Below are 16,615 nucleotides of genomic sequence, written 5' to 3' on the forward strand. Positions count from 1 at the left end.
GTCAGCTTCCAAAACCGATAGCGATAATTCGATTCTCCTCACCAACTCGCCGACTCACGGTGCGAAATGCCGGATGCTACACGGCAGAGCCGAATTAAAAATGGTGACTCATGTTTGCTGAAATTATGGGCGAGAATGCTTACGAAGCCTATCGGATACGGCTGGAAGCTCTCCTCAATATCCCGACGGACGCCTCGGATCTACTCATCCACGAGCTGATAGAACTGGTTTCGTGGCTAGGAGCATCAAGCCCCTTTACGACCTTATCTCGATAAGCTCTCTGGAGTGCGGACAGATCATACCGCTCAAAACCCTAAATACGAGATTGGCGCGCGGTCAGCGACTGACGGTGAATGATAGTGATCACCTGTTCCGTGTTGCACACATCACGGCCATGTCCGAGGTCATCTTTGGGGGACGAGGTAAAGGCCAAGCATTGGCTCTCCAATTCCAAGGATCATTTTTCGGGCAAAAACCCAATCGCGATGCTCTCTACCGTCCCAGGAACCCGCCTGGTTGAGGAGATGCTGATTCAGGTAGCGAATGGATTTGCATTCTGATTCTGCGGAACATCAGAACTTCTTCGCCGATGATAGCTGAGTGAAGCCAATTACACCGATGTAGTTGGTGATGCTTTCCAGCGCGAAAAATCAAACAAATGCGAGTGGGTGGAATAACGATGTTCCACCTTGCTCATTTTCTTCAAAAAACGCTTGCCTACATTATGAAAACCAAAAGCTCATGGAGCCCGGCGTATGACCCGGTGTGTGCAATGCCACGCCGCAGCCGCAGGCCAGTTCTTCATCATCGGCCAACCAGCGATCCGGTGGCGGCACCGGCGTGTAAGGGACGCCGAACATCTGGCACTGCATCTCCAGGTTGTCCCACAGAAATTGATCTTCTTTGTGCAGATGCAGGGTTGCGCCGGTTTTCTCCTTCAACTGACCGGAAGCCAGGAAGTGGTCGAGGTGCGCATGGGTATGAATGATGCTGACCACTTTCAGACCAAGAGCGTCGAGCCGCGCGAGGATCAGTTCGTGATTACCGCCCGGATCGACCACGATGGCCTTTTTGGTGATCGGGTCGCCGATGATCGTGCAGTTGCACTGCAAAGGGCCGACGGGGAAGGTTTCGCGGATGAGGGCTGTATTCGGGGTTTGCATGGGGTTAATCCTGGTGCCAAGGCTGGGTACTGCGGTTATGATCCGCAAAATTGATAGGTTATCCTCGCGCCGCGCCTATTTTGAAACAAGACGGCAGGAAGCCAATGTCTGGTTCAAACGACTCTTGAAGCGTTTTTTGTAACGCTCAGCCCAAAAAGGATAATCCCATGCAAGAAGACTATCTCCTTCGTCAGGACATCAAAGGTACTGAAGCCCGGGCACAGGTCTGAACCATGCCTGAGATCCCGGAAGACTTCAGCTGTAAAACGACCTGCGCGTTTGTGCCAGGACGCTCGCACCTCCAGACTCAAACGCCTTGCCAGGACTATGTCGCGGCCAGAGAGTCCAACGAAGTGACCTGCATTTCATTGGCCGACGGGGATGACTCCAGAGCCAGATCCGACATCGGCGCCCAAGTAGCGGTCACGGCGACCCTGGCCTTTGTCTGCAAAAACTTTGAAAGCCTCTGGCAAAACATGGACAAACACAACGCGAAGGCAGCCCAGCGACTGGTTAATCGCTGCCTGGACGCGTTCAGACGCAAATCTGCAAAGCTCGGCGGCGATATCAACGACCTGGCCTGTACCTTGTCGTTCGTCGCTTACTCACGAGGCCGTTACCTGGCGGGCCACTTGGGTGATGGCGTTATCGCAAGCCTTGATGCGGACGGACAACTTCAGGCCCTTTCTCATCCAGAAAATGGCGAGCTCGCCAATACCACCCCGCTTCTGACTGACCATAAAGCGGCGTCGCGGCTCAGGTTGTACCGTGGGCAAATCGAAGCCACCACTGGCTTCGCGATCATGAGCGACGGCACCGCAGAAAGCCTCTATGACAAATCCAGCGCCGTCCCCGCCCCGGCGATCCAAGAGCTGCTGGAGTGGAATGCAACGTTGCCCAGAAAAAAAATGAGGGAAGTATTGGGAGACAACCTGCAACAGTCCATCGCCAGTAAAACCGAGGATGACTGCTCCATAGGCTTACTGTCGATCCTGAAGCACTCCATCGACGTTGGGCAAACATCCGGAGTGACGGTCTCAGAGGATAAATGACCGAAAACCTCTGATCGCAAGGCCCAACTTGTTTCGGAGGTCTTCAAACGGTGATTACTGCAATACACCCAACTCTTTCGCCCTGGCGACCGCTTGCGTTCGCCGCTCCACCCCAAGCTTGCTGTTGATATGGCTGGCATGGGTTTTCACCGTGTGCAGCGAAATAAACAACTGATCGCTAATCTCCTGATTCGAACAGCCTTGGGCGATCAGTCGCAGGACAGACATTTCCCGCGTACTGAGTTGTTCCGCCGCGGTGGATGACTCCGCGGGACGGGCTGCCACTGTCGGAAGCTGTTCTGAAAGGCTCTGTGACACGGGCGTCGGCGCACCGAGTTGAAGTTGTCCACGCAGCCAGTCCGAATGTTCAGCCAACAACCTGTCAAACGGTTGCAGCACTCCACCGGCCGCCGCTTCCAGCGCCTGACTCAGGGCCTTGCGGGCTTCGGGTTCGCGTCCGCACCCCAACAATAACGTCACTTTTTGAGTCAGTGCCATCACGCTGAGCAACTGCCTGCCCGTTTGCTGCCCATCCTCAAGCAACGCGTTCAATCGCCCTTCCGCCAGCATCGGCTGCCCTTGAATGACCTCCAGCAAGGCCTGCTGCAACTCGATATGCAGCGGCAGTTGCGGATGGAACTCCGGAGGGGCTGCCGCGTGTTCACCGTTGTAGGTCTGGCCCAAGCGAGCGAGCCAGGCTTCGGCCAGATCGGTACGCCCCTGAGCCAGCCAGAGTTCGCATTTGACCAGGGTGATCATCGCCAGGTAGTAGATCGGTGGCACGTCCCAGATGTGCATCAGGCGCTCGGCTTCGGCGAGTTCGGCGAAGGCTTTGGCGAATTCGCCGCTGCTGCCCTCAAGCCTGGCGATCACGCAGTGACCGATCAATACGCTGATATCACGACAGGCGCGTGCTTCATTCAAACCGGCTTGCAAGCGTGCCCGCGCGGCGTGGGGCTGCAAGCGCAGGGCTAACAAAAAGCCTTCGTACAAAGTCAGTCGGGCGCGTACGGCATAGAGCCGTTGCGGGGATAACCGTTGCAGGCGTTGCAACCCCTGACGCACTTCATCCAGCGAACGAAGGATTTCCCCTCGCGCTTGCAGCACGCGAGCGCGATCGTAATGGGCCAGCGCTTCGAACAGCGGGTTGCCGACCCGTTGCGCCAACTCCAGAGATTCACGGTTCAGCCCACGTGCACGCCACAAATCGCCGTCGGCAATGGCCAGGTTGGACAGGGTCGAGAGGCACATCAGGCGCTGCCCGTAGCGTTTGGCGGGCAGGCTCTCCTGCGCTTCGGTGCAATAGAGCAGCGTCAGCTCGCGATTGCCGCGCCCGCGAGCGATGATCCCGCTCAGGGCCAGCCATTGCGCCAGCATGGATTTCTGCGCCGTGGCCGATGGGGCCGGCAGGAAGCGACTCAAATGACTGGCCAGCTCCTCGGCGGCGTCCAGCTGACACGCCAGCCCCAACGCCCAGCTGTACAGCACGATCAGCCGTGGCGTGCTGATCAGCAGGCTGTCGGGCAAGTCCATTTTCCAGCGCAGCAACATGCCGACGTTCTGTTCGGCCAACAGTTGTTCTTCGGAGAGGTTCTGCACCAGGTTCGCCGCGACGTCCAGGTGCCCGGCACGCAACGCCTGCTCAACCGCTTCATCGAGCAGCCCCTGGGCATTGAACCAGCGACAGGCGCGCAGGTGCAGGCTGGCCGCCGGCACCATCGCTTGCGCGGTAGGCCGGGTGCGCAACAGATCGGAAAACAAATGGTGGTAGCGATACCAGTGACCGTTTTCATCCAGAGGCACCAGGAACACCTGATGGGCCAGCAGAAAACGCAGGATCTCGGCACTGTCATGGGCTTCGCGAACGGCGTCGCACAGTTCGCTGCAAAAGCGTTCCTGAGGTGCTGTGTCGTAAAGGAATGACTGCACCTCGGCGGGCAGACAATCGATGACTTCTTCGAGCAGATAATCGCGGATCAGCCCTTCCCCGCCATGCAAGGCCTGCGGCAAAGCACCCTGGGAGCCCGCTTCAGATGCCGCCAGCAGCCAGAAACGCAGTCCGGCGACCCACCCTTCGCTGCGCTGGATGAGACTCTCCAGCGCTTCGCCGCGCAAGGAGCTGCTGTGCCGATCAAGCAGGGTCAGGGCTTCATCGTGAGTCAGGCGCAAGTCCTGCTCATTCAACTCGAGCAGTTGCCGCGACAGCCGCAGGCGCGCTAGATGCCAGTCCGGCCGCTGCCGACTGGTGACCATGACCAGCAAGCCGTCAGGCAGGTGATTGAGGAAAAATTGCAGGCAGCGATCGAGAACCGGGCCCTGCGCCAGATGGTAGTCATCAAGCACCAACAGCAGAGGCGTATTCGAAGACAGGTGCACGGCCAACTCATCGAGCAAACCGTCCAGCCATTCTTCAAAAGCAAACGGTTGATGCCGCTGCCGCATTTTCAGCAGGCCCAGGGACTGGCTGCCAAGTTGCGGAAAATAGTCCTGGAGGCCTTCGAGCAACCGCTCAAGAAAACGTCCGGGATCGCTGTCTCGCGGACTCAAACCCAGCCACAGACTTTGCCAGTGAGCCGGCAAGCCCTGACAGAACTCCACCGCCAACGAACTCTTGCCAAACCCCGCCGGTGCGCTGACCAGCAACAGCCTGCCACCGAGGCCCGCACTCAGGCGCTCGCACAGACGAGGCCGCAGCACATGGCCGTCAGGCAACGGAGGCCGGAAAAAACGCCCGTCCAGTACCGCGACGGCAACGCTTGCAGGGCCCGGGTGTGGGGACAGATCAGTCATGGCCGGCTCTTGTTTGAATGGCGGTTGGCGGCGTTGCAGATGTCCGCAGACTAGCGGTAAACGAAGAGGGAATGAAGGTTATTGCTACAAATGGCTACAAAAAGAATACAAGCAGAAGTGTCGAACAAACCCGACAGTCACACCGCCCTCGTAGCAGCTGTCGAGCCTGCGAGGCTGCGTTCGGCTGCGAAGCAGTCGTAAAACCATGCAACGCGGTCTGTCAGACAAACCGCGTGCACCGAATTTGCGAGGACTTCGTCCTCGAACGCAGCCTCGCAAGCTCGACAGCTGCTACAACGATGGTTATGAAATTCAAAAAAAACGCCCCGAACCAGTCGGGGCGTTTCTCGAGGATGCGGCCTCTGTTCAGGGCAGCTTAGCGAACACCATCCTGGCGCAGAGCGGCCGGAGTGAAGTCGCTGGTGGTGGCGGTGAAGCCGAAGTCATACGCCGACTTCTCTTCGTTCTTCATACCCAGTGCCAGGTAGCGGCCCGATTGCAGGTCGTACAAGGTTTCCAGGGTGTACCACGGCACTTGAACGTTGTAGTAGTTCTGGGAGTGAGCTTCCGCCACACGCCACAGTTGATTACGACCGTCGTAGTGGTCGATCACGGCCGCTTGCCAGGTGTCTTCGTCGATGTAGAAGTCACGTTTGGCGTAGATGTGACGCTGACCTTCCTTCAAGGTAGCCACCACATGCCAGACCCGGCGCAGCTCGTAGCGAGCCAGATCCTGGTTGATGTGACCGGCCTTGATGATGTCGTCGTACTTGAGTTGCGGCGAGTCGAGTTTGTAGCTGTCGGAGGCGATGTACATCTCTTTCTTGCCTTCGAGCTTCCAGTCGTAACGATCCGGTGCACCGTTGTACATGTCCAGGTTGTCGGAGGTACGCAGGCCGTCGGCTGCGGTACCCGGCCCGTCATAGGAAACTTGTGGTGCGCGACGCACACGACGCTGACCGGCGTTATAGACCCACGCCGAACGCGGTTCTTTCACCTGGTCGAGGGTTTCGTGCACCAGCAGCACACCACCGGCCAGACGTGCCGGCGCGGTCACTTTCTGCTTGAAGTAGAACAGGATGTTGCCCGGGTTCGCCGGATCGTAATCCTTCATCTTGTCGCGGAACACGAACTGGTCCTGGAAGTACACCAGACTGTACGAGCCGTTCGGCTGCGGCGTGGCCTGGGTCACCAGACGGGTCACGCTGCCACCGCGATAGCGGGTGATGTGGTTCCAGATGACTTCGACGCCGGTCTTCGGAATCGGGAATGGCACTGCGGTTTCGAAGTTCTCCAGACCGTTGCCGCCGGACACCAGGTTAGTGGCGGTGGCATTTTTCTTGATGGAGGCAAACACGGCATCCGGCACGGTCGCGCCGCGATGGGACGGGTAGACCGGCATCTTGAAGGTTTCCGGGTAGCGCTTGAACATCGCGTACTGACCCGGAGCGAGTTTGTCTTTGTACTGGTCGACGTTCTGCGCCGTGATAGTGAACAGCGGTTTTTCACTGGCATACGGGTCGGACAGGAAGCCTTTGCCGTCGACGTTACCGGCGTTTTTCGCCATCGGTTTCCAGGCCGGGATCGATCCGTCAGCGTTGCCTGCCATCTCGGCGCCCATCGGGGTCAGGCTCTTGCCCAGTTTGTCCGCTTCGGCCGCAGGGACCGCCGCCATGACGCCGGTCGCCAGCAGCGAAAGCCCCAGAACACCGACGTGGAACAGACTCTTTGTTATTTTCATAGGTGTGTTCGTCCTGATAATGCAGTGCTTAGAAGTTCACGCCGAAGCTGAGCGCAACGAAATCGCGGTCATCGACGGTGGTGTACTTGCCATCAAAGAAGTTGGTGTAAGCCAGGCTCGCGGTGTAGGTGTTCTGGTACTCGGCATCGACGCCCAGGCTCACCGCTTTGCGACCTTCCTCGAAGTTGCCGCCAGGGCCAGGCGAGTAGCCTTCCACGTCATGAGACCAGGCCACGTTCGGCTTGAGGTTCACACCGGCGAATACGTCGTTGTATTCCCAGATGGCACGACCGCGGTAGCCCCAGGAGTTTGCGGTGGTGAACCCGTCGTTTTCGCAGTAGCGACTCACGTTGTTTTGTGGTCCGCCGGCCAGGGTGCCGCTGTTCAATGTCTGGCACTGACCACCTGGCAACGGGCCCGGGCCGTAGCTCGGGTCACGGCCGTAACGCGCTTTGTTAGTGCTTTCCAGACCACCAACGTGAGTAAAGCCGACCTCGCCCACCAGGGTCAGTCGCTCAGCGCCCATCACCTGGTCGAAGAAGTGAGTAAGGGTCGTCTGGAGCTGGGTCACTTCCTTGCGGCGATAGCCTTTTTGATCCGCCCCTGGCGTACCCTGGAGTACGGAAACGTTAGGGTTCAGAGGTGTCAGACCGGAAAAGAGAATGTCGGTGGTGTTGAGCTGAACCGGAGCATTCGGCCGGTAGCTGACTTCACCACTCCACGCAGTACCTGTCGGTAATGTGGTGGAGAAGCTCAAGCCATACAGGCGAATATCTTCAGGGTACTCGACGTAGTAGCTGGAGTTACCGGCCACATTCAATGGCAACAAGGTCGGTGCCAGGTTACGCGCGACAGCGAGAGGAACACCCCTGGCCACCAGCGAGCCCACCAGGCCCGCCGCGCTGTAAGCGCTCGCCGGAGCTCCTTTGCCGCTGAAAATCGGCGCACGGCTGTGGTAGTTCATGAAGTAGGCGCCGAACTCGGTGTCCAGCGGATCGAACATGTATTTGAAGGACACGCCAAATTGACCGCTGTCACGGGCATCGCGATCCGGACCGCGACGAACGATTACGCCTTCATCCGGGTCACCCCACGTCACGCCATTGGCAGCGAGGGTGTTGATGCTGGCATTACGCAGCGAAGCCGGCAGCCCTGCAGACGTCAGTGCGCTGTTGAGTCCGTTACGGGTGCGCAGTACGGCCAGGTTGTTGTCGCAGCCATCCGAAATCACGTCCGGTTGCGAGAAGAAGGTGCCGCAGTTGTCGGTAACGGTCTGGTCCCATTCGAGCTGGTAGAAGGCTTCGGTCGAGAGGTTCTCGGTGAGGCTCTGGGACACGTAGAACATGTTGACCGGGATCAGGCCTTCCTTGATCTCGGCACCGGGGCGACGGAACGCGGACACGTCGATCGGGTTGATCGAGTTGATACCCCCGCCGATGAAGGTACTTTCACCCCAACTCACTACTTGCTTGCCCAGACGCACGGAGCCCGGCTGATCGGCAACGGAGTAGTTGTGGTAGACAAAGGCGTCGAGGATCTGGCCACCGGAGGACTTGGCGCCTTCCTTGCGGTTGTTGTCGCTGATGTCCTTGAACGGACGGTCTTCGTCCTTGAGTTCAAAGTCGTACCAGTATTTGCCACGGACGAAAACGCCGGTGTCGCCGTACTTCAACTCAAGGTCATGGATGCCCTTGAAGATCTTGGAGAACGTTTCGCCGCTCTTGAAGTTCAGGTGACCGTCGTCGGAAGTCTGGGACAGGCCTCGGCCGCCGTTGTTGACACCGATGAGGTTCTTGTTGGCACTTTCAGTAGACCAACTGGCACCGATCGACAGGGACGAGTCGAACTGACCTTCGATTTCACCAACGTTGAAACTGACGCCGAATGCTGGCCCGGCGAGCGTAGAGGCAAGACTGACAGCCAGGGGCAGTTTTGCCCGGCGCCAGAACTGGTTTACTGATGTCATCGACGCTACTCCATGTGCATTATTGTTATGGCAGTGAGCACTTCTAAAAACGCTGTGGATGACTGGGAGCCAAGGTGTCCCTAAGTCATTCCAAAGTTGCATCGCCCCGGTTTGTGCGTTTGCTCCGTTCTTAAAAATCCTTGAGCGGACTATAGCCAGCAGGTAGTACTGCTTGATCCCTCTAAAGTGTGATTTGCAGCTGCCAGCCACTCTGGAACAGTCCTTTGCCAAGCCGACGCCCGTCGGCCCGTCTAGGATGGCTGAAAATTCGGATTTGACAAGCCAAGCGCTTGCTTGGTGGGGCTGGCGTGCCCTTTTGGGCACGCCAAGTGACGCTTAAAGCGTCGAGAGGAAGGTGCTGTTGTTGGCTTGCCATTCGGTGATGTCGACGCGAATACGTTTCTTGTCGAGTTTGCCGACACTGGTCTTGGGAATTTCAGTAACAAGGGCGATCTGGCTCGGGATGGCCCACTTGCTCAGGTGCCCCAGTTCCACGAACGGTTTGAGGTGTTCCTTCAGTTCTTTGGCCCCGATCACATGGCCTTCGCGGACCACCAGCAGTGCGAACGGACGCTCGCCCCACTGCGGATCGGCAATCCCCACCACTGCTACTTCGCGTACCGCAGGGTGGCGACTGATCAAGTCTTCAAGGTCCAGGGAGGAGATCCACTCGCCGCCGGTCTTGATCACGTCTTTGATCCGGTCGCGAATGTCGATCACACCCATGCTGTCCAGGGTCGCTACGTCACCGGTGTGCAGCCAGCCCCCGGCCCAGAGCTCGGCGCCCTTTTGCGGTTCGTTGAAATAGCCCTCGGTGAGCCACGGCGCACGCAACACCAGTTCGCCTTGGGTCTCGCCATCGGCGGGCAGGAAGTTGCCGTCGGTGTCGACGATCGCTGCCTCCACCAATGGCCCCGGCACACCGGCCTTGATCCGGTACGTGGTGCGTTCGTCTTCGGTGCCGGCCATCAGCTCATCGTTGAGGTGTGCACACGACACCAACGGCCCGGTTTCCGACATGCCGTAAGCGGCGGTCAGTTGAATGCCCTTGGCCTTGGCTGCGTCGTAAAGCGCACGGTTCAGCGCACTGCCGCCGATGACGATTTTCCAGCCACCGAAATCCGTGCCTTGCGCCGCTTTGGAATTGAGGACCATTTGCAGGATGGTCGGCACGCAATGGGAAAAGGTGACCTTCTCCTTGCGCCACAGCTCCACCAGGTACTCAGGATCATAGCGACCGGGATAGACCTGCTTGAGCCCGAGCATGGTCGCCACATACGGCAAGCCCCAGGCGTGCACATGGAACATCGGGGTGATCGGCATGTACACGTCGTTGGTGCCCAGCAACCGCACGCTGTCGATGGCGCCCATGATGGTCGACACGCCCATGGTGTGCAGCACCAATTGCCGATGGGTGAAGTACACGCCTTTGGGATTACCGGTGGTGCCGGTGGTGTAGAACGTGGTCGCGACCGAGTTTTCGTCGAAATCCTGGAAGTCGTACTGAGTGCTCGCCGCCGCCAGCAATTGCTCGTACTCGCCAATCAGGTTCGGCAAGTCGGCGGTTTTCTCCGGCAAATCGGTCAGCAGCAGGGTTTTCTCCACCGTGGTCAGGTGCCCGGCAATGGCCTGGTACAACCCGACGAACTCGCTGTTGACCAGCACAAAGCGGTCCTCGGCGTGGTTCATGGTGTAGAGGATCTGTTCCGGCGACAGGCGCACGTTAATGGTGTGGATCACCGCGCCGATCATCGGGATGGCGAACATGCACTCCAGATAACGATGGCTGTCCCAGTCCATCACCGCCACGGTATCCCCGGCCTTGACGCCGGCCGCCGTCAGCACGTTGGCCAGCCTTGCGACCCGTTCGATCAGGGTCGGATAGCTGTAGCGCAACTGGTCGCGGTAAATGATCTCGCGGGTTTTTTCATAACGAGCGCCGGACATCAGCAGCCGTTTAATCAGCAGCGGATACTGGTAAGCGCCTTCGGCTGGAGGGATAACGCGAGTCTGCAACATAAGAGTCCCTTTTCTGACTGCACGGTCGTGGCTGAAAGTAAGCACTTTAGTGCTCTTCCATGACAACCAAATCAGCCGAAGGAATGATTTGCAACATTCAGCAAATGCTAGCGTTGCGCCAGCATTCGTAGGCGCTACCGTAGGCTGTGATCTTTTGATCCTGGCTCTCTGAAAACCCCAAAAGATCGCAGCCTGCGGCAGCTCCTACCTCGATCAATGCATCTCGGTAAACGCGAGTTTCACACCGATGGCGATCAGTACCGCGCCCATCGTCCGATCGAACCAGTGGCCCATCCGGGCAAAACCTGCGCGCACGCGCTGCTGGCTGAACAGCATCGCCACCAGGCAGAACCACACAGCGGTGGCCACCGCGAGGTAGATGCCGTAGCCAGCCTGCACCGCCAGCGGCGTGTGCGGATTGATCACCACGGTGAACAGCGAGAGGAAGAACAGCGTCGCTTTCGGGTTCAGACCGTTGGTCACGAACCCCGACGTGAAGGCGCCGCGAGCAGTGCGCTCACCCGCTTCCTTGTGCAGATCGTCAGCCGCAGGTTGGGCCGGCTGTGCTCGCAAGGCCTTGAAGCCGATGTACAGCAGGTACGCGGCGGCAGCCCATTTCAGGGCATTAAACAACACGATCGACTGAGACACGATCAGGCCAATGCCGAGCAACGAATAGCCGACGTGCAGGAAAATCGCCGTGCCGACACCCAGCGCCGTCCAGGTGCCAGCGCGACGACCATGGGTCACGCTCTCACGCACCACCACGGCAAAGTCCGGGCCAGGGCTGGCCACGGCCAGCAAGTGAATCAGGGCAACGGTCAAAAACTCTGTCCAGTACATGGGGGGATCCTTTTCGCCAAGCGTAACTGTTTGTTTCATCTGGTAGGCTCGGAAGATTACGCCTTCAGTTCATTGCACAAAAGGTACAGTTGATGACGAACACTCACCGCGCCGTTTTCCTCGACCATCCGTCCCTGGACCTGGGCGACCTCGACCTCAGCCCGCTGCAAGAGTGTTTCAGCGACTTACAGCTTTTCGCCCAGACCACGCCGGAGCAGGTGATCGAGCGCCTCAAGGGCGCCACCGTTGCCATCAGCAACAAAATCCTGATCGACGCCGCCGCCATCGCAGCCAGCCCCGAGCTGAAACTGATTCTGATCACCGCCACCGGCACCAACAACGTTGACCTCGCCGCCGCCCGCGCCCACGGGATTACCGTCTGCAACTGCCAGGGTTACGGCACACCGTCGGTGGCGCAGCACACGATTATGTTGCTGCTCAATCTGGCGACGCGCCTGGCCGACTATCAAAAGGCAGTCGGCGAAGGTCGCTGGCAGCAGGCAAAACAGTTCTGTCTGCTGGATTATCCGATTGTCGAACTGGAAGGCAAAACCCTCGGCCTGCTCGGTCACGGCGAACTGGGCGGCGCGGTCGCACGACTCGCCGAAGCCTTTGGCATGCGTGTACTGCTCGGCCAGATTCCCGGACGCCCTGCCCGACCGGATCGTTTGCCACTGGAGGAGCTGCTGCCGCAGATCGACGCGCTGACCCTGCACTGTCCGCTCAACGAACATACCCGCCACTTCATCGGAGCCCGTGAGCTGGCCTCGATGAAACCCGGTGCGTTCGTGGTCAACACGGCACGTGGCGGCCTGATTGACGAACAGGCCCTGGCCGACGCCTTGCGCAACGGTCACCTGGGTGGCGCGGCCACCGACGTGCTGAGCGTCGAGCCACCGACCGCCGGCAATCCGCTGCTGGCCCAAGACATTCCACGGTTGATTGTCACCCCGCACAACGCCTGGGGCAGTCGCGAGGCACGCCAGCGAATCGTGGGCCAGTTGACCGAAAACGCGCAGGGATACTTCAGCGGTAAAGCACTGCGGGTCGTCAGTTGATAGACTGCGGCACTTTTTTTCACAGGAGCAGAGTATGGATCCGCGCAGTGAAGTACTGCTTCGTCAGGCCGAGTTATTCCAGGGGTCGGTGCTGCTGGCCGGTTTGCCCGCCGATGACCTGCTGGGCCGTCTGCCCGATGCTCATGGCTGGTGCTGGCATGCCGGCGATCAAGCAGCGCTGGATGCCCGCTTTGCCGAGCGCAGTCATTTCGGTGTGACTGTAACGGAACGCGCGTTCGACACCGCCGTGGTGTTTCTGCCCAAGTCCAAGGACCTGACCGACTACATCCTCAACGCCCTCGCCTCTAAACTGGCCGGTCGTGAACTGTATCTGGTGGGTGAAAAGCGCAGCGGCATTGAAGGCGCGGCCAAGCAACTGAACCCCTTCGGCAAACCGCGCAAGCTCGACAGCGCGCGGCATTGCCAGCTATGGCAGGTGACCGTGGCCACTGCGCCAGAAGCCAAGTCGCTGGAAAGCCTGGCCCAGACTTATGAGTTGCCGCTGGCCGAAGGTCCGCTAAAAGTCATCAGCCTGCCGGGCGTGTTCAGCCACGGTCGGCTGGATCGCGGCAGCGCGCTGTTGCTGGAACATTTGGACAAATTGCCGAGCGGCCATTTGCTGGACTTCGGTTGCGGCGCCGGTGTGTTGGGAGCGGCCGTGAAACGTCGTTATCCACACAACCAGGTCACCTTGCTTGATGTGGATGCGTTTGCCGCCGCCAGCAGTCGCCTGACATTGGCTGCCAACGGTCTGGAAGCTGATGTGATTACCGGTGACGGTATCGACGCCGCACCGATGGGTCTGAGTGCGATTTTGAGCAACCCGCCGTTCCATGTCGGGGTTCACACCGATTACTTCGCCACCGAGAACTTGCTGCGAAAAGCAGCCAAACATCTGAAAAATGGTGGCGAACTGCGCTTGGTAGCGAACAGCTTCCTGAAGTATCAGCCGCTGATCGAAGAGCATCTGGGCGTGTGTGCGATCAAGGCTGAAGGACAGGGTTTCAGAATCTATCGGGCCAAACGCGGCTAGAACCTCTTTTAAAAAAGAGGCTTGCCCAATCGGATTTGCCTAGGCAGAATCCGCTCCGTCCTAGGGGAGTAGTCTCCCACGAGCGCCATGCTCGTCCGGCATACGTCAACATACTTGGTCAACAGACCATGGCGTATGCGACCCAAGCGTCCGCATCAGACGGATCGCAGGGTTTGACAAGACCTATGACACGAACACCTTACCCGGGGCGGGAAGGCTGTACGTGTCATAGCCGTGTCGACCCGCCCCTTAGGAAAACCCTGATGCTGGATTCACTTCTCGTTCCCACCGCAATCGTTGCCTTGGCCGAAATCGGCGACAAGACGCAACTGCTCGCGCTCATTCTCGCCGCTCGCTTTCGCAAACCCTGGCCGATTATCGCCGGTATCGTCGCTGCAACCCTGGCCAACCACGCAGCAGCCGGCGCGGTAGGCGCCTGGGTCGGTAGTTTCTTCTCGAACGCGACGCTGCACTGGATCCTCGCCGCGAGCTTCACCGCGACGGCGTTGTGGACCCTGGTGCCGGACAAGATGGACGACGACGAAACCAGCACCGCCCGCAAGTTCGGACCGTTCCTGACCACGTTGATCGCGTTTTTCCTTGCGGAGATGGGCGACAAGACTCAAGTCGCCACGGTGATGCTCGCTGCGCAATACCCGGAACTGTGGCTGGTGATCATCGGCACTACCGCCGGCATGTTGATTGCCAACGTGCCAGTGGTTTTGGCGGGTAACTTTGCCGCGGATAAATTGCCGCTGACCCTGATCCGTCGCCTGGCGGCGTCGGCGTTCTTCGTCCTCGCCATTGTCGCGGTGTACAAGGCGATGCAGAGCAGCGGGTGGGTTTGACACGGTAGGCCAGAAGACCGCGTTATCGTTCATCGCGAGCAAGCTCGCTCCCACAGGGGTCAGCGTCGATCACAAAACCATGTGGGAGCGAGCTTGCTCGCGATAGCGTCAGTGGCCTCACCGTATGACTATCAGGACTTTTTGGCTTTCTCATACAGCGGCATGACTTTCGGAATCGCCGCCTGCAAAGAAGCAATACGACTCGACGACGCCGGGTGAGTACTCATGAACTCCGGCGGCGAACCTTCCGAGGCCTTGCTCATCTTGTTCCACAGGGTGATCGCGGCGTTCGGGTTGTAACCGGCGCGAGCGGCCAGTTCCAGGCCGATCAGGTCCGCCTCGTTTTCATTGGCGCGACTGTTGGGCAAGGTCATGCCGTAGTTGGCCACGGTATCCGCCAACGCCAGGCTGTCCTGACCCAGACCGAACAAGGCACCGGCGCCCTGCTTGGCCATTTCGATGCCGTAAGCCTTGGACATCGCTTCACGACCATGCTCGCGCAGGGCGTGGGCGATTTCGTGGCCCATGATCGCGGCGATCTCATCGTCGGTCAATTTCAGGCTGTCGATCAGGCCCGTGTAGAAAATGATCTTGCCGCCAGGCCCGCAGTTGGCGTTGAGTTCGTCGCTCTTGATCAGGTTGACTTCCCATTTCCATTGGGCCGAATCCGGACGGAAAACCGGCGCTTGGGCAATCAATCGGTCGGCAATCACCTGGACACGCTTGGCCTCGTTACTGGTCTTGTCCAGCACGCCTTTGGTGTTCGCCTCGCCGACAGTCTTTTGATAGGACTGGGCGTACATCTGGTTGACCTCGTCGGTCGACAGCATGCTGAACATGTACTGTTTACGCTCAACGCCTACCGCGCCACCGCTGGTGGTGTTGACCGATTGACAACCGGCGAGCAGCAAACCTGCGCTCAGTGCACACAAAACCAATGTCTTGTTCATCAAAAATCTCCCTGAAAATATGCGGCGTATCCTAGGCGGTGAATTGTATCGGCGCCAGATACAACGGACGTGTAGCACACACTAATTCATTTACGACATCAAACATTCCAAAACAGCCAATTCGCCAAACCCCGCTCATGGCCATCGACACCCCGCCGATACAGCACCGCAGACGTCCTCTTGCGTGCGGAGCACCCATGAAATTCAAGTCGATCCAGTTTTCCGTGGCGGCCCTCGCCGGCGCCATCGTTCTTAGTGTCGTAGCAGCCCTGGTGCTGTACGCGTTGTTTTCCGGCGCACGGACACAAGACATGGTCCAACAGCGGACCCAGGCACAATTCGAGCAAGTCATCGAACAACGCCTGACGTCACTGGCGCAAACCCAGGTCAGCCAGATCCAGCGCGAGCTCGAAGCGCCACTGCTGATTGCCGGCGGACTGGTGCGAGTCAACGCATTGATCGGCACACCGGGTGCCGATGGCCAGCCACAGTTGAACCTGAGCCGTGAGCAATTGATCAGCCTGATCAAGGAAAACGTCGTCAAGAACCCGAAAATTCTCGGCACCTACATCGGCTGGGAAAAAAACGCCCTCGATCACAACGACGCGGCCTACGTCGACACCCAGGTTGTCGGCATCGACGCCAGCAACGGCCGCTTCCTGCCGTGGTGGTTCCGCAACGAAGACGGCAGTCTGGGCCTGGACAAACTGGTGGACGTCGACGACCAGAAAACCTTGTCCACCGGCGTACGCGCCAGCGAGTACTACCTGTGCTCGAAAGAAACCAAAAAATCCTGCGTGATCGATCCGGCGCCCTACAAGGTCGGCGACAAGATCGTCATGCTCGCCTCCTTTATAGAACCGATCATGCTCAACGGGGCCTTCCAGGGCATCGTCGGCGCCGACCTCTCGGTGAACTTCATCCAGGAAATGCTCCTCGGCGCGAATCAGAAGTTGTACAGCGGCGCTGGTGAAATGGCCCTGATTGGCGGCAACAGCCGGATCGTTGCCTACACCAAGGACCCGAGCAAATTCGGCGAGAAAGTCAGCGACATCCTCGACAGCCAGCAGATCGCCAACATGGCCAATCTCAAGCGCGGCGAAGTCACCTACACCGTCGACAAGGCCCAGGGCCGGATCGAGTTGTACCTGC

Annotated in this window: 11 protein-coding genes, 1 pseudogene and 1 riboswitch; of the genes and pseudogenes, 5 read left to right on the forward strand and 7 right to left on the reverse strand. The window is 58.9% G+C overall.

Annotated elements, in window-relative coordinates:
• Nucleotides 1-353 precede the first annotated feature (353 nt).
• Nucleotides 354-560: an antitoxin Xre/MbcA/ParS toxin-binding domain-containing protein gene (locus ACA079_RS27210; RefSeq protein WP_497701582.1), complete on the forward strand. Its 207-nt coding sequence runs from the start codon at nt 354-356 to the stop codon at nt 558-560.
• Between the two features lie 168 nt (nt 561-728).
• On the opposite strand, the pseudogene ACA079_RS27215 reads toward ACA079_RS27210, so the two are convergent.
• Nucleotides 729-1,163: pseudogene (locus tag ACA079_RS27215) on the reverse strand (MBL fold metallo-hydrolase); the annotation flags it as partial.
• 233 nt (nt 1,164-1,396) lie between these two features.
• Between ACA079_RS27215 and ACA079_RS27220 the strand changes: the two are divergent.
• Complete coding sequence (locus tag ACA079_RS27220) at nt 1,397-2,215, forward strand: PP2C family serine/threonine-protein phosphatase (RefSeq protein WP_497701583.1); 819 nt, start codon at nt 1,397-1,399, stop codon at nt 2,213-2,215.
• A gap of 54 nt (nt 2,216-2,269) precedes the next feature.
• Here the strand turns inward: ACA079_RS27220 and ACA079_RS27225 are convergent, their stop codons facing one another.
• From ACA079_RS27225 to ACA079_RS27245, 5 genes are all read right to left on the reverse strand, one after another.
• Nucleotides 2,270-5,005, reverse strand: a complete 2,736-nt coding sequence (locus tag ACA079_RS27225; protein WP_497701584.1) for a winged helix-turn-helix domain-containing protein — start codon at nt 5,003-5,005, stop codon at nt 2,270-2,272.
• A gap of 376 nt (nt 5,006-5,381) precedes the next feature.
• Entirely contained in the window at nt 5,382-6,746 is a 1,365-nt protein-coding gene (locus ACA079_RS27230; RefSeq protein ID WP_415771337.1) for a DUF1329 domain-containing protein, read from the reverse strand.
• 28 nt (nt 6,747-6,774) lie between these two features.
• Nucleotides 6,775-8,712, reverse strand: coding sequence for a DUF1302 domain-containing protein (locus ACA079_RS27235; RefSeq protein ID WP_497701585.1), 1,938 nt, complete (start codon nt 8,710-8,712; stop codon nt 6,775-6,777).
• A 336-nt stretch (nt 8,713-9,048) separates the two neighbouring features.
• Complete coding sequence (locus ACA079_RS27240; RefSeq protein WP_033061300.1) at nt 9,049-10,731, reverse strand: fatty acid--CoA ligase; 1,683 nt, start codon at nt 10,729-10,731, stop codon at nt 9,049-9,051.
• Nucleotides 10,732-10,944: 213 nt separating this feature from the next.
• Nucleotides 10,945-11,574: a LysE family translocator gene (locus ACA079_RS27245; RefSeq protein ID WP_046048281.1), complete on the reverse strand. Its 630-nt coding sequence runs from the start codon at nt 11,572-11,574 to the stop codon at nt 10,945-10,947.
• A 92-nt stretch (nt 11,575-11,666) separates the two neighbouring features.
• On the opposite strand from ACA079_RS27245, the gene ACA079_RS27250 reads away from it, so the two are divergent.
• The 3 genes from ACA079_RS27250 (at nt 11,667) to ACA079_RS27260 (ending at nt 14,513) form a co-directional block, all read left to right on the forward strand.
• Nucleotides 11,667-12,632 (forward strand): 2-hydroxyacid dehydrogenase, encoded by a 966-nt coding sequence (locus ACA079_RS27250; RefSeq protein WP_497701586.1) that lies wholly within the window; start codon nt 11,667-11,669, stop codon nt 12,630-12,632.
• Between the two features lie 34 nt (nt 12,633-12,666).
• Complete coding sequence (locus ACA079_RS27255) at nt 12,667-13,665, forward strand: methyltransferase (protein WP_283189090.1); 999 nt, start codon at nt 12,667-12,669, stop codon at nt 13,663-13,665.
• Between the two features lie 50 nt (nt 13,666-13,715).
• Nucleotides 13,716-13,840: riboswitch (yybP-ykoY riboswitch) on the forward strand.
• 88 nt (nt 13,841-13,928) lie between these two features.
• Nucleotides 13,929-14,513 carry a TMEM165/GDT1 family protein gene (locus ACA079_RS27260; RefSeq protein ID WP_497701587.1) on the forward strand — a complete coding sequence of 195 codons (585 nt, stop codon included), beginning with the start codon at nt 13,929-13,931 and terminating at the stop codon, nt 14,511-14,513.
• Nucleotides 14,514-14,644: 131 nt separating this feature from the next.
• Here ACA079_RS27260 and ACA079_RS27265 read toward each other — a convergent pair whose 3' ends face one another.
• Complete coding sequence (locus tag ACA079_RS27265) at nt 14,645-15,463, reverse strand: M48 family metallopeptidase (RefSeq protein WP_497701588.1); 819 nt, start codon at nt 15,461-15,463, stop codon at nt 14,645-14,647.
• Nucleotides 15,464-16,615: the final 1,152 nt, after the last annotated feature.

The sequence above is a fragment of the Pseudomonas sp. LBUM1645 genome (assembly GCF_059716185.1).